The 14,172-nt window shown below is 74.1% G+C and carries 8 protein-coding genes; 3 read left to right on the top strand and 5 right to left on the bottom strand.

Translation table 11 applies throughout. The features are described from left to right. Positions 1 to 11 precede the first annotated feature (11 nt). Positions 12 to 2,837 carry an AAA family ATPase gene (locus ACWDR0_RS16470; protein ID WP_456352373.1) on the bottom strand — a complete coding sequence of 942 codons (2,826 nt, stop codon included), beginning with the start codon at positions 2,835 to 2,837 and terminating at the stop codon, positions 12 to 14. 761 nt (positions 2,838 to 3,598) lie between these two features. Between ACWDR0_RS16470 and ACWDR0_RS16465 the strand changes: the two genes are divergently transcribed. After that, positions 3,599 to 7,558 (top strand): nSTAND1 domain-containing NTPase, encoded by a 3,960-nt coding sequence (locus tag ACWDR0_RS16465; protein WP_456352372.1) that lies wholly within the window; start codon positions 3,599 to 3,601, stop codon positions 7,556 to 7,558. Between the two features lie 31 nt (positions 7,559 to 7,589). Here ACWDR0_RS16465 and ACWDR0_RS16460 read toward each other — a convergent pair whose 3' ends face one another. The 3 genes from ACWDR0_RS16460 to ACWDR0_RS16450 all read right to left on the bottom strand — a co-directional run bounded on the left by ACWDR0_RS16460 (position 7,590) and on the right by ACWDR0_RS16450 (position 10,051). Next, on the bottom strand, positions 7,590 to 8,747 hold the full coding sequence (locus ACWDR0_RS16460; protein ID WP_456352371.1) for a C45 family autoproteolytic acyltransferase/hydolase: 1,158 nt from the start codon (positions 8,745 to 8,747) through the stop codon (positions 7,590 to 7,592). Positions 8,748 to 9,132: 385 nt separating this feature from the next. Continuing rightward, positions 9,133 to 9,495 (bottom strand): hypothetical protein, encoded by a 363-nt coding sequence (locus tag ACWDR0_RS16455; RefSeq protein WP_456352370.1) that lies wholly within the window; start codon positions 9,493 to 9,495, stop codon positions 9,133 to 9,135. Beyond that, the gene (locus ACWDR0_RS16450; protein WP_456352369.1) at positions 9,488 to 10,051 is read right to left on the bottom strand and encodes an RNA polymerase sigma factor; all 564 of its coding nucleotides are present in this window, start codon (positions 10,049 to 10,051) and stop codon (positions 9,488 to 9,490) included. Before ACWDR0_RS16450 ends, ACWDR0_RS16455 begins: the two co-directional genes overlap by 8 nt. Before the next feature lie 291 nt (positions 10,052 to 10,342). Between ACWDR0_RS16450 and ACWDR0_RS16445 the strand changes: the two genes are divergently transcribed. Continuing rightward, on the top strand, positions 10,343 to 12,025 hold the full coding sequence (locus ACWDR0_RS16445) for a PfkB family carbohydrate kinase (RefSeq protein WP_456352368.1): 1,683 nt from the start codon (positions 10,343 to 10,345) through the stop codon (positions 12,023 to 12,025). Further along, a complete protein-coding gene (locus ACWDR0_RS16440) occupies positions 12,015 to 13,658 on the top strand; it encodes a PfkB family carbohydrate kinase (RefSeq protein ID WP_456352367.1) in 1,644 nt (547 codons plus the stop codon). The genes ACWDR0_RS16445 and ACWDR0_RS16440 overlap by 11 nt, the downstream gene beginning before the upstream one ends. A 15-nt stretch (positions 13,659 to 13,673) precedes the next feature. Here ACWDR0_RS16440 and ACWDR0_RS16435 read toward each other — a convergent pair whose 3' ends face one another. Continuing rightward, on the bottom strand, positions 13,674 to 14,099 hold the full coding sequence (locus ACWDR0_RS16435; protein ID WP_456352366.1) for a MazG-like family protein: 426 nt from the start codon (positions 14,097 to 14,099) through the stop codon (positions 13,674 to 13,676). Positions 14,100 to 14,172: the final 73 nt, after the last annotated feature.

Raw genomic sequence — 14,172 nt, 5'->3', positions numbered from 1 at the left:
GCGCGGTCGGGTCAGGAAGTCCCGACCGCGCTCAGTACGTTGTCCACGGCGAGCATCTCCAGCGCGTTCGGCAGCTCCGTACGGCGCTGTACCTTCAGCTTCCGGTAGACCCTGGTCAGATGCTGTTCCACGGTGCTCACGGTGATCGACAGCTTACGGGCGATCTCCTGGTTCTTGTCGCCCCGCGAGGCCAGCATCGCCACCCGCTGCTCCGCGTCGCTCAGCACCGACCCCGATTCGTCGACCGGATCCGCGACGACCCCGTTCAGCGAACTCTCGGACTCCAGGACCAGCCGGCGGTTGTTGACCAGCTTCGCGTTGCACTTGTTCGCCAGCAGCCAGGCGCGGCGCCTGGTGATCCGGGCCCGCTCCACATCGCCCAGCCGGTGCAGCACATTGCTCAGATCGGCCAGTGCGTGCGCCTGCTCCAGCAGCCCCCGGCAGTTCTGCAACTGCTTGATGGCGTCCTTGAGGAGCCGCGGCCGTTCGCTCAGCTCGGCGGTGTGCGCCAGCAGCCGCAGCGAAACACCCCGCACCCGGGCGTGGTTGCGGTGCGACTGGCCGAGCTGCTCCCGCAGCAGCTCCCTGGCCTGCTCCGCATGGCCCACCTGGAGCATGGCGTGGGCCAGTCCGCTGCGCCACGGCAGCACCGCCGGAATGTCGATCCCCCAGGCGACCGACAGCTCGCCGCAGGCCCGGAGGGTGGTGATCGCCGAGTGGATCCGGTTGGTGGTCAGGTAGTACAGGCCCTTGGCATGCCAGTACTGGAGGCCGGAGGTCGTCTGGAAACTGACCTCCGGGACCGGCTGCATCAGCAGCCGCGCCACCTGGTCGTGCTGGCCCATCGCGGTGTGCGCATGGAGCTGCGTGACCAGCGGACCGGTCAGGAACAGCCCCCAGTTCTCGATGGCCAACGTTGTCAGGGCGCGCTGTCCGTACTCCGCGGCGGCCGGGAAGTCCGCCAGCCGCAGCGCGATCCCGGCCCGGATGTCCAGCAGCATCGCCAGCCACGCCCGCGCCTTGCGGCTCTCCGCCTCCGCCATCAGGGCCTCGCACCACGGGAGGGCGGCCGCCGCCCGGTCCATCTCGACCAGCACGGAGAGCATGGTGAACAGCATGTCCGCGGTGTTGTCGTCGAGGCCGCAGTTCTGCAGGACGTGCTCCGCGTGCTCGGCGGCCTCGTCCGGACCGCCGCCCGAGAGGACGACCTCCAGCGCCCGGATCGCCTGGAGCTGCGGCGACATACTGATCTCCAGCCCCGGCTCGTCCGTGCAGAGATCGCGGTCGAGGACCTCGAAGGAGAGCCGGCCGAGGAGTCCGGGGCTGCGGTACGCCAGCCGGAGCCGGAGCAGCTTCAGCTCCACCAGGGTGCGCAGCGGCACTTCGCGGCCCGGCGGCGCCACCCGGCTCAGCAGCATCTCGGCGTCCTCGAAGCGCTCGTGCCAGAGGAGGTAGGAGATGATCTGCGAGACGTTCCCCTCGAAGTAGTCCTCGCGGGCGACGTCCAGCAGCCGGTCGATATGGCGTCCGCAGCCGGCCGGGAGGATCCGCCAGTGCGCGGAGACCAGGAGCTTGAGGACGGTCACCCGCTCATGGGGTTCGACGGCGATCCGGTAGGCCAGTTCGAGGTACTCGACGACCCGGTCGATCCGGCCGTCCAGCAGGGCCTGGTTGCCCGCCTCCCGGAGCAGGACGCCGCTCCACTTGGGCAGTTCGTCCTCGGCCGCCGACAGCAGCGCGTCGGCCACCGCGGTGGGCGTGGCCCCCGCGTAGTAGAGCCGTTCCGCGGCCCGCCGGTGGAGGCCCGCGGACTTCTCCGGGCTGAGGGGGGCGAGTACGGCGGCCCGCCCCGCCGGGTGGGTGAACCGGCCGTCGGCCAGCACTCCCGCGGCGTTCAGCGCCCGGATCCACGGCAGGATGGCCTCGGTCGCCGTCCCCATCAGATCCGCCACCAGCTCCGCCGTCGCCTCGTCGCCCAGGACGGCGGCGGCCACCGCGACCTCGGCCAGCTCGGGGCCGCACCGGTGCAGACAGGCGGACATGGCCTCGGCGAACGCCTGGCCGACGATCGGCTCCGGACGCCGCTCCGTGGTGCACTCCGCGGCGGCGTGGTCCTCCAGGAGGGCCTTGAGCAGCAGGGGGTTGCCCCGGCTGATGTCGTACCAGGACTGTGCGGCGGTGTCGTCGCCGAACCGGCGCTCCAGCATCCTGGCCACCCCGCTGACGGGCATCGGCGTGATCCGGATCTGCCGCCACAGGGGCTGCCGCAGTACCTCGCTCTGGAGGAATCCGGTACTGCGCCGGGTACCGGTCTGGGCCGCGACGACGACCATGATGCGGGCCGCCCGGACCCGCCTGCTGATGAACGAGAGGCCGCGCAGCGAGAACTGGTCGGCGTGGTCGATGTCATCGATGATGATCACGACGGGATCCGTGGCGCTGAGGTCGAGCAGCGCCCGCCACAGCCGGTTCATCACCGGCGGATAGAGCTGTTCCACCCGGTCGCTGAGCGCATCGGCGTTGTGGGTCAGGAAGCTCAGACAGTCCTCGTCCGGGGCGAGCTCCCGCAGGCTGTGTAACTGGTCCGGCTGGATCGGTGCGTGCTGGAACGCCTGCGCGATGGCGCTGAAGGGCATCGAGCACTCGGTTTCGGAGCACGCGGCGCTGAGCACCACCGCGCCGGAGTCAATGGCGTGTTCTGCAAAGGCGTGGAGCACTTCGGTCTTTCCACAGCCCACCGGACCGCTGATGATCGCGCCACCGCCCCGGCCCTGAGCCGCCCGCGCGAGCATCCCCCGCAGGACCTCGGTCTCACGATCACGTTGGATCAGATCCATCTAGCATGGCCCCCAGTCTGCGTTGCACCTGCCTGGCGTTACCGACAGCGGAAAGGGCCGTATGCGCATCCTGGGTTCTGCCTGGGTTCGGGCCGGATACCCCCGCTCATACCGGCTCTCGCGCAGATCGATCACTCGATTCTAGCAGCGACTTTGTTCCGGTGTCGAGGTTAATGATGAGTAATGAATGCAATGCGACGCGTGGGGTTCGGTGGTAACAGCAAGCAAACTTCGGTATTTGGCCTGGTCAACAGGGTTTCGCAACAGTGTAGTTGAGGTTGTGTCAGCTCAGTCCGCTGATCGCTCGGCAGGGTCCGCCGGGTGCAGCGTGCCTGGTCGGCGGCGGATTGGCGGGGAGCAAGGCCCCCGCGGGAACTGATGGGTCGAATTCCGGCCCCCTTACACACGTCTGTCACATAACTGCGGCGGGAAGCCCCTGAGATGCGGAAAGGGGGCGCGGTGACGGTAAATACCGGGATCGATCTCGCGGTGCGGAACGGCTTTTTCGGGGAAGTCGGTGAATCACGTATAATCGGCGGCCCCCGGCGGGAGATCGGCGCGGGCGCCGATCAGCGGCCCACCGTCCGCCACCACTGCTCCGGCCGCCTCTCCCCGCAGGCCGCGGCGCCCTCGGCGGGCCCGCGGCGGCCCGTTCCGGCGCGCGGGGACCCGGCCGCGCTCGTTGTCCGGTTTCTGGTCTCGACCCCGCCGCCGGCCTTGTGGATCATGAGCGGTCGACGCGGGGGAGACGAGGGGGAGACGTGCCGAGACCGGAGAAGCCGCTCGGGTCCGAAACCGATCCGGCCGTCGAACTCGCCGCGGGGCTGCGCAGGCTGAGGGAGAAGGCGGGGAATCCGCCGTACCGCAGACTCGCGCTGCTTGCCCACTACTCGGCCACCACCCTCGCCGCCGCCGCCTCCGGACAGAAGCTGCCCAGCCTGGCGGTCACCCTCGCCTACGCACGGGCCTGCGGCGGCGACCCGCGGGAGTGGGAGCGGCGCTGGCAGGCCGCGTCGGCCCGGACCAGGGGCGGCGCCCCGTGGGCCGGGGCCGAAGGCTGCCCGTACAAAGGACTGGCCGCCTTCCAGGAAGCGGACGCGGAACTGTTCTTCGGCCGGGACCGGGCCGTCGCCGAGCTGCTGGACCGCCTCGAACGGCACCCGGTCGTGGCCCTGTTCGGCGCCTCGGGCGCCGGGAAGTCGTCCGTGCTGCGGGCCGGGCTCGCCGCGGGGCTGGGAAACGCGGTGGTGTTCACGCCCGGCGCCCGGCCCCTGGCGGAGTGCGCGGCCGCAGTCGTCCGCGCGCCTGCCGCCGATGCCGCACGGTTGCGGGACGAACTGGCCGCCGACCCCGGCGCACTGGGCCGGGAGCTGGCCGCGGCGGGCCGCCCGCCGACCCTGATCGTCGACCAGTTCGAGGAGGTGTTCACGCTCTGCCGGGACCCCGCGGAGCGCGACGCCTTCCTGCTGGCCCTGCTCACGGCGGCGCAGCCCGCCGGCCCTGACGCTGCCGACTCCGGTGCTCCCGACTCCGGCGCTCCCGGAGCCGGTCCGCCCTCCGGCGGCCCCGGTCCCGAAGGCGACGGCGGCCCCGCCCCCTCCGGCGATCCCGGTCCCGGCCCCGCCGCGGCAGCCCGCGTCCCCTCCGGCGGTCCCGGTCCCGCCCCCGGCCCGGGCGTCCGGGTCGTCCTGGGCGTCCGGGCCGACTTCTACACCCACTGCACCCGCTTCCCCCACCTGGTGGCCGCCCTCCGCCACTCCCAGGTGATGCTCGGCCCGATGACCGCCGAGGAACTCGGCCGGGCCATCACCCGCCCCGCGCTGCACGAGGGCGCCGAACTGGAGGACGCCCTGCTGGCCCGGCTGGTCGCCGACACCGAGGGCCGCGCGGGCGTACTGCCGCTGCTCTCCCACGCGCTGCGGGAGACCTGGGCCCGCCGCACCGGCACGGTACTCACCCTCGACGGCTTCCACGCGGCGGGCGGGATCGACGGGGCACTGGCCCGGACCGCCGAGTCCTTCTACACCGGCCTGCCGCCCGCCCGGCAGCGGCTGGCCCGGGACCTCTTCCTGCGGCTGACCGCGCCGGGCGAGGGCACCGAGGACACCAAGCGCCGTATCCAGCGGGCGGAACTCGACGACGACCCGGACACCAACGACGTCCTCGAACGCCTCGCCGCCGCCCGGCTGGTCACCCTCGGCGGCGACAGCGTCGAGATCGCCCACGAAGCCCTCATCCGGAGCTGGCCCCGGCTCCACGACTGGCTGGCCGCCCACCGCGACGGCATCCGCGTCCACCGCCAGCTCACCGACGCCACCACCGCCTGGGAGGCCCTCGGCCGCGACCCCGGCTCCCTCTACCGCGGCACCCGGCTCTCGCTCGCCCGGGACTGGTCCCTCGCCCACCCCGGCGCGCTCTCCGCCCGGGAACGCGCCTTCCTGGACGCCGCGGTCGCCGCCGAGGACCGGGAGCAGGCCGCCGCCCGCCGCCGGACCCGGCGGCTGCGCCGGCTCGTCGCCCTGCTCACCGTGCTCGTCCTGGTCGCCACCGGCGCCACGGCCGTCGCGATCCGGGCCGGCCGCGTCGCCACCGACCAGCGCAACGACTCCCTCTCCCGGGAGGTCGCCGCGGAGGCGGCGACGCTCCGCGCGCTCAATCCCGCGCTCTCCCTCCAGCTCTCCCTCGCCGCCTACCGGCTGGCCCCGACCCGGGAAGCCCGGGGCGGTCTGCTGAGCGCCTTCGCCGCCCCGTACGCCTCCGCGCTCACCGGCCGCTCCGCGTCGGTCGCGAAGAACCCCTACGGCCGTACGGTGTCGTTCACCGCCGACGGGCTGACGCTGGCCACCTCCGAGGGCGACAACACGGTCCGGCTCTGGGACACGGGAGATCCGCACCGCCCCCGCGAGGACGCCACGATCACCGGCCACCGGGCCGTGGTCTGCGGTACGGCCTTCAGCCCCGACGGACGGGTGCTGGCCACCACCGGCCGGGACTCCACCGTGCGGCTCTGGGACACCACCGAACCCCGCAGGCCCCGCAGGCTCGCCACCATCACGGGCCACGCCGCCCCCGCCTGCGCGATCGCCTTCTCGCCCGACGGCCGGACCCTCGCCACCGGCGGCGAGGACGCCACGGTCCGGCTCTGGGACCTCGCCGTCGTGCACCGGCCGCGCGGGACCTCCCTCCTCCGCGCCCGCTCCACCGTCCGCACGGTGGCGTTCAGCCCGGACGGCCGGACCCTGGCCACCGGCGGCCAGGACCGCGCCGTACGCCTGTGGGACGTCTCCGATCCGGAGCGGGCGCGGCAGCGGGCCGCGCTCAGCGGGCACACGGGCCCCCTGCTGTCGGTGGTGTACTCACCGGACGGCGGGAACCTGGCCACGGCGGGCGAGGACGGCACCGTACGGCTCTGGAGCACGGCGGAGTCCGCCAAGGCCGGGCCGGTGGTCCTGAAGGGGCATCTGCGGACCGTGTACGCGGTGGCGTTCGCCCCCGGCGGGCAGACGCTGGCCACCGCGGGGGAGGACCAGACGGTACGCGTCTGGGACGTCTCCGACCGGTCCCGGCCCCGCCCGCAGGCCGTGCTCAACGGCCATATCGCGATGGTCATCGCCCTGGCGTTCAGCCCCGACGGGCGCACCCTGGCCAGCGCGAGCCAGGACCACGCGGTCCGGCTCTGGGACCTGCCCGCGCCCGCCCTGTCCGGGCACGGCGACTTCGTCTTCGCCACCGCCTTCAGCGCGGACGGCCGCACCCTGGCCACCACCGGCCAGGACCGCACCGTACGGCTGTGGGACATGGGCGCCCTGCGTCCCCGCCGGACCCTCGCCGTGCTCACCGGCCACACCGGTCCCGTCTACGGCACCGCGTTCAGCCCCGACGGCCGGACCCTCGCCACCACCAGCGAGGACCTGACCCTGCGGCTCTGGGACGCGGGGGATCCGGCGCACCCCCGGCTGCTGTCGTCCACCGTCGGCGGTGCGGGCAATCCGGAAGGCGTCGACTTCAGCCCCGACGGCCGGCTCCTCGCTACCACCAGCCCCGACCGGACCGTCCGGCTCCACGACGTCACCGTGCCCGCCCGGCCCCGGCGGAAGGCCGTCCTCATCGGCCACACCGACCATGTCCGCGCCGCCGACTTCGCCCCGGACGGCCGGATCCTGGCGACGGCGGGCGACGACCGCACCGCCCGGCTGTGGGACGTCTCCGACCCGGCCCGCCCCCGCCAACTGGCCGTTCTCACCGGCCATACGGGCGGAGTCCGCTCGGTCGCCGTCGGCCCGGACGGCCGGACCGCCGCCACCGCGGGCCACGACCGCACGGTCCGGCTCTGGGACATCACCGACCCCGCCCGGCCCCGCCCCGGCGCCGTTCTCACCGGGCACACCAGCATCGTCTACGACGTCGTCTTCGCCCCGGACGGCCGGCGGCTGGCAACGGCCGGCGACGACCGTACGGCCCGGCTGTGGGACGTCTCCGACCCGGCCCGCCCCCGTGAACTGGCGGCCCTCACCGGCCATACGGACCGCCTCCACCATGTCGCCTTCAGCCCCGACGGGCGTACCCTGGCCAGCACCAGCCGCGACGGCACCGCCCTCCTCTGGGAGACCGATCCCGAGCGCGCCGCCGACCGGATCTGCGCCACCGCCCATCCGGCGGTCACCCGCCAGGAGTGGTCCGAGTACTTCCCCGGCGTGGACTACCGCCCCCCGTGCGGCTGACGGCCCGCCCGCTCGCCCCGCCGCCGTCCGCTCAGCCGCGCCCCCGGAAGAAGTCGCGGTAGGCGTACGTCACCCAGGGCGTGGTGCACGGCCGTCCCAGGGACAGGTGCATCAGCTGCCGCCCGGGTTCGACGATCGTGCCCGCCACCGTCGAACTGCGTCTCAGCTCCGGGGTGGCGGGGTCCGGATGGCAGCAGATGGACTCCGGGCGGCGGTCGTGGTCGCGGAGGACCTCCCGCCAGGAGGCGACCGACGGATAGGGCATCGACCCGGCGAGCGCCGTGGCGCGGGCCCGGCGGTCCAGGGTGTCGAGGAAGACGGCGGGGCCGCGGTCCTCCGCGGGCGTACCGAAGTCCCCGGCGGGCGCCGTGAAGTGGTTGGTGTGCACGAAGACGGTGCCCGGGGCGATCTCCCGCCGGGCCAGCTCGCCGGGGCCGCCGGGCCGGGCCTCCAGATCGACCGCCCGGTCCGCGGTGGCGAGCAGGTAGTTCGCGGACGAGGACCGGTCCGCCGACCGCAGGACTTCTTCGGCCGCCGCCGCGGACTCCGACTCCAGCAGGGCCCGCAGCAGCAGGTGGTACGGCACCCCGGGGCGCCCCCGGTCCACCGAGCTGACCAGGGCGTTCGTCAGGACCGTCAGACCGGCCGAGTTCATGCCGAACTTGGCCAGCAGCCCGGCCTCCACCACCGACACCCAGCGCGGCCCGTTCGTCGGCTCGGTCCGCAGGACCACGATCGTGCGGTGGGCGAAGGGCAGCCAGTCCCAGTTCTGGCCCACGATCGGATCCGGGCCCCGCAGATCCGCGAAGGCGGTGCACTCGGCCGGGGGCGCGGCGGCCCTGGCCCGGGCCGAGAAGAGGATCTCCGTCCGGAGATTGAGGGCGAGGATGTCCGCGAACTCCACCCCGGCACCGTCGGCGATCCCCGCCATCTCCTCCAGATGGTCCGCGTTGAACCTCTCGATCACCGGCACGAAGGTCTCCGCGACCGCGGTCGCCGCCCGCCAGTCCACCCCGGCGAAGTGGGCGTAGAGCTTCTCGTAGTTCTCCAGCGACAGCAGGACGCGCTCCCGGGCCGCGGCCCCGTACTGGCGGCCCCGGCCCCGGGGACCGCCGCTGGTGCTCACCAGGGGCGGGTCCGCGGAGTCGGCTCCTGGGGCCCGGGCCGGGTCCGGTGGTTTCGGGGTCATCACGCGTTCTGCCCTCCGTCGGCGGTGGTCGGCTGCCGCCCCGGTGCGCGGGCGGCCCCTTCAGCCGTACCCGGCCCCCGGGCCCGGGTACGCCTGCTGATCAGCCAGAAGACCCCTGGTGGCCGATAGTCCTCCGTGAGATGGATCACCCCGCCGCACCCCGCTCCGTTGCGGCCCGCCCCGCCGGTGCCGCCCTTCACCCCCGGGCCGGGCCGGGCGGGGGCGGTCCGGTATCCGTACCGGCCCCGGCCGTCCGGCACGGACCCGTCCCGTGCCGGTGCCCGCCGCGCGCCGGGTCCGTACCGCCCCGTCGCCCCGCCCGCCGGACCGGGGTGCGGCCGTACGGCACCGGGCCCGCGCCCGTCCGGCCTCCGCGCCGGGCCCGTCACCCCCGCCCCGCCACCGCCTCCTTCCCCTTCCCCCTCCCACCGGCCGGCCGCAGCTCGCACCGGCCGTCCCGGCACTCACGGCGCAGCCGCCCCCGGGACACCGTCTGCACCAGCCCGACGGTCCAGCAGAGCGGGCAGCCGCGCAGCGCCAGCAGGCCCACCGGGGCCAGCAGCAGACTCACCGGCCCGGTCACCGGCAGCAGCAGCACCGAGGCCGCCAGCGAGCCGAAGCCCACGGCACCGCGCCCCAGGTGCCGGGGCAGCGACGCGCTCGCGAAACTCCCCGGCCCGCCCGCGGAACTCTTCGGCCCGCTGGCGGAACTCTCCGGCCCGCCGGCGGGACTTCCCGGCTCAGACACCGCCGTCGCCTCCCCGCAGCGCCTCGTCCTCCGACGGCAGCGCCCGCCGCACCGCCGCCCTGGCCCGGTGCAGCCGCGACTTCATGGCGGCGGAGCTGAGCCCCAGTGCGGCGGCCGTGGCCCGCCCGCTGTACCCCTGGACATCCCGCATGATCAGCACCTGCCGCTGGTCGGCCGGGAGCGCGGCGATCGCCCGCGCGACCAGCTCCGCCTCCAGCTTCCGCAGCACGTCCTCCTCGAACGACGGCAGGGCGCTCTCCGGCACCGGCCCGGGGCTCCGCAGCAGCAGCCTGGCCCGCCGCAGGCATTCGTTCCGGACGATCCGGAACATCCAGGACGCCAGCGCTCCCGAGGCCCGCAGCATGCCGATCTTCCGGTAGAGGATGATCAGCGCCTCCTGCGCCGCGTCCTCGGCGTCCTGCGGGGTGGCGCACAGGCTGTGCGCGAACCGCCGTACGTGCGGATGCGATCCGGAGACCAGCGCGGCGACCGCCTCGCCGTCGCCGTCCCGGGCCGCGGCGATCAGCTGCTCGCCCGGCCACCCGGTATCAGCCACGCCCGCTCCCGCGGCGCAGCAGGAAGAAGACGGTGCAGGCGCAGACGAGTACGGCCGCGCCCACGACGGCTGCGGTGATCATGACTACCTCCGGTTCCGTACGGCCCGTGCGTCCGTACATCCATGAGAGGCGCACGGACCGCGGAAGGATTCACCCCCCCGGCGGTCGTACGGGTGTACGGCCCGTGCGGGGCCGCCGGGGTACGGTACGCCGCCCGCTTGCCGGGGCCGCCGCGGGACCGCTTTCCTGGAGGGGCCGGCCGGAGTCCGGCGGCGTACCGAGGGGGCGCGGTGGCGACACGGGGAAGCGCGCGACGGGCGGCGACGGCGCCGGAGGTGATCGGCGTCGGCGCCCTGAACGTGGACTACATCGCGAGTGCGTCCGGGCTGTCCCGGCGGACGGCCGAGCAGGTCCACGAGTCGGTGGCCCGGTTCGAGTGGAACACCGAGGGGCCGGTCGACCAGACGACCGTCGCCAAGGCGATCGAACGGCTCGGCAGTGCCTCGCTCGACGCCTCGCTCGGCGGCTCGGCGTGGCTGACCGTCTACACCCTCGCCCAACTGCGGCTCGGTATCCGGCTCGGCTACGTCGGTGTCGCCGGGCGGATCGAGACACCGGGACTGTCCTTCCTGGGCCAGATGGACGAACTCGCCATCGACCGGCAGTGGGTGGCCCGGCGCCCCGATCTGACCGCCGGGGTCTGCCTCTCCTACCTCGACGACGCCGAACGCGTCATGCTCACCCACCCCGGCGCCAACTTCGCCATGGCCGACCATCTCGCCGCGCACGCCGACGAGATCGCGGACCATCTCGCCGGGGCCCGGATCGTCCATGTCACCTCGTTCCTCGACGACCGTACGCCCGCCGTCCTCGCCGATGTCCTGGGCGAGGCGAAGCGGCGCGGACCGGGCACCCGGATCAGCTTCGACCCCGGTTTCGACTGGGCGCAGAACCCGAGCCCCGGGGTGGAGGCCGTGCTCGGCCTCTCGGACCTCGTCTTCGTCAACCACCGGGAGCTGAAGGCCCTCGGCGGCTACGCGGTGGGGGAGTCCGACGACGTCCTGGCCTCCCGGGTGCTCGAACGGGTGCCGCGGGCCACGCTGTTCGTCACCAAGCGGTACGACGCCGTGGAGGTCTACCGCCGGGCCGGCGGCGGACTGCTGGCCCGGCGGTTCCGGCTGCGGCGCAGGATCCGGGAGGGGACCGTCGAGGACGCGACGGGCGCGGGCGACGTGTTCGCCGCGTCCGTGCTGGCCGCGCTCGCCTCCGGCCGGCTCCAGGTCGAACTGGGCGCCCGGCTCGGGCTCGACCTGTCCCGCCAGCGTGCCGGGCGGCGCCGCGGCGGCTCCGGCGCCGGGGTGGGACTGCCGGGGTTCGGGGACGGGCTGCTGACGACACCGGAGGACCCGGCGGGCCCCGGCAGCCATCCCCGGGCCGTCCTCGTCGCCTCCGAGGGCGGTCCGGACGGCGGTGACCGGCTGGACCGGTTCCTCACCCAGGACCTGGCGCTGCGGGTGGACCGGATCGACCTGTCGGCCGTGGCGGTGGCCGGGGACGGGCACCGGCCGCTGCCGGGCGCGGAGCACGCCCCGGGCCGGGCCGCCGGGGGGTTCGCGCCGGACGGACCGCGGGACGCCCGGGTGCCCGGCAGGCCGCCCGGCTGGTCGGCGATGGAGGAGCGGCTGACCCGGTGCGGGTTCGCGGTCTGCGTGCTGACGGCCACCCGGGTGATGGCGGGCGGCGGCCGCCGGGTGGGGGAGCGGCTGGTCCACCAGGTCGGGCTCTTCCAGGGCCGCTACGGCTTCGGCCGGGTCGCGCTGCTGACCGAGGAGGGCTGCGAGGCCCCGTCCAATATCGCCGGGCTGATCCGGCTCGACTTCCCGCCCGGCCGGGTCGAGTCGGTCTTCTGGGAGTTGGAAAGGATGCTGGCGAGGGAAGGTTTTCTCCAGGGGAGGCAGTTGCATGAGCGGTGACCGGCGTGACGACCGTGGCGGGCACGGTCCGGGATTCGCCTACGACGTCGTCGGCATCGGGGCGCTCAACCTCGACTACATCCACAGCGCCGGTCCCGCCGCCCCCGGCGGTCCGGATTCCGGCGGGCCGCCCCGGAGCACCCTGATCCGGCGGATCGCCAATCTCCTCCCCGAGGGGTGCCCGGCCCCCGAATGGGGCACCGAGGCGGCCGTCGACGAGGACGTCGTGTACGCCGCCCTGGAGGCGGCCGACACCTCACGGCTGCGGACCTCGCTCGGCGGCTCCGCCTACAACGCCCTGCACACCCTGGCCCATCTCCAGCTCGATCTCCGCCTCGGCTATGTGGGGGTCGCGGGCCGGGTGCCGGGCCCCGGGCTGAGCGCGGTCCAGCAACTGCGGGCCGACGGTATCGACCACCGTTTCGTCGCCGAGGACGACGGACGGCTGTGCGGGGTCTGCTTCTCCTTCACCGAGGACGGCGAGCGCACCCTGCTGACCCACGCGGGCGCCAACACCAGCATGGCCGCCCATCTGGACCGCTCCTTCGAGCCCCTGACGGCCTATCTGGCGAGTGCGCGCATCGTGCATGTCACCAGCTTTCTCGACCCCGACACCCCGTACCGGCTGCTCGACCTGCTGCGGGCGGTGAAGCTGGCGAACCCGGCGACCCTGATCTGTGTCGACCCGGGGCATGTCTGGGCCGGTGCCGCGGACGGCCCGGTCGCCGGGATCGTCGCCCTCGCCGACTATCTGCTGCTGAACCACCGGGAGTTCCGGGAGCTGGGGGCACCGGGCGGCGCGGACGCCGGTCCCGGCGCGGACGGCGGCGGGGTCGCCGACGAGGACGCCGCGGCCCGGATCCTGCGCAGGCTGGCCGGGGAGCGGGCCCAGCTCCTGGTGAAACGGCGCTCCGGTATCCATGTGTGGCGGCACGACGGCAGCAAGATGTTCGACGAGTTCTACCCCCAGCTGGTCCTGGACGACCACGAGATCGAGGACGCGACCGGCGCCGGGGACGTCTTCGCCGCCGGGCTGCTCGCGGTTCTGGCGGGCGACCGGCTCCAGATCGAACTGGGGTCGCTGCTCGGGATGACCCTCGCCCGGCACAAGCTGCGGTACGTCGGCAGTCACGGCCATGCCCAGCTCGCCAAGGTCACCGCCGACTTCATCGGCTCGCTGGCCGGGACCAGGCCGGCGGGCGCGGAGACCGAGCCCGGGGGTGTGTTCATCGCCCATGGCCGCAATCCGGACTGGCTGGCCGTGAAGGCGTTCGTCGAACAGCGCTTCGGGCTGCCGGTGTACTCGTTCGAGTCCAACTCGTGGGGCAGCAGGCCGGTCACCGAGGCGCTCCAGGAGTATCTCCAGCGGTGCACGTTCGCGATCTGTGTGATGACCGCCGAGGACACCACGGAGGAGGGGCTGCGGATCGCCCGCCAGAACGTGATCCACGAGATCGGGCTCTTCCAGGGGCGGCACGGTTTCGACCGGGTGCTGGTGCTGGCGGAGGAGGGCTGTCCCTCGCTGCCCGACGAGTCGACGGCCCGGACGGCGACCTTTCCGCGGCACGCGGTGGACAAGGCGTTCTGGCATCTCGACCGGGCGATGCGGGAGTCCGGCTTCACCCATGTGTGAACGGGCCCCGGCCGGTCAGCGGGGGGCCGCCCCCGCTTCCGGCTGCGCGCCGCCGGGTGCCTCCGGCGTCCCGGGTGCCGCGGGTGCTTCGGGCGACCGGGACGCCCGGGGTACGGCCCCGCCCGGCCCCAGGGAGCGCCGGGCCACCCCCTGGATGTGCTCCGCGAGGACCCGCTCCGCGTCCGGTGTGAGGGTCCGCAGCGCCACCATGGCGGTGAGGACGACATCGCAGAGTTCGGATTCGACGTCGCGCCAGGTGTGCGAGTGACCCTTGCGCGGGTTCCGGCCCAGGGCCCCGATGACGGCCTCCGCCACCTCCCCGACCTCCTCGGAGAGCTTCAGCACCCGCAGGAGCAGCGTCTGCTCCGCCGGACGTTCGCCGTCGGCGTCCAGCCAGGCGCGCAACCTCTCGACGGTGGGCCAGATGGGGGCGTCGTCCATGCGGGCAGCCTCCCACGGCGGCGGCCGCCCCGCCGCCCGATGCCATTCCTCATATGAGAGTTCGGGGACGGCC

Source organism: Streptomyces sp. NPDC003691, assembly GCF_053981115.1.
The sequence above is the reverse complement of the archived record's forward strand: the minus strand, read 5'-3'. Positions and strand labels throughout refer to the sequence as shown.

Excerpts from the sequence above, each read along its gene's own strand:
- ACWDR0_RS16440 (WP_456352367.1), top strand. The coding sequence starts at position 12,015 with ATGAGCGGTGACCGGCGTGACGACCGTGGCGGGCACGGTCCGGGATTC.
- ACWDR0_RS16460 (WP_456352371.1), bottom strand. The coding sequence starts at position 8,747 with ATGACCCCGAAACCACCGGACCCGGCCCGGGCCCCAGGAGCCGACTCC.
- ACWDR0_RS16435 (WP_456352366.1), bottom strand. The coding sequence starts at position 14,099 with ATGGACGACGCCCCCATCTGGCCCACCGTCGAGAGGTTGCGCGCCTGG.
- ACWDR0_RS16470 (WP_456352373.1), bottom strand. The coding sequence starts at position 2,837 with ATGGATCTGATCCAACGTGATCGTGAGACCGAGGTCCTGCGGGGGATG.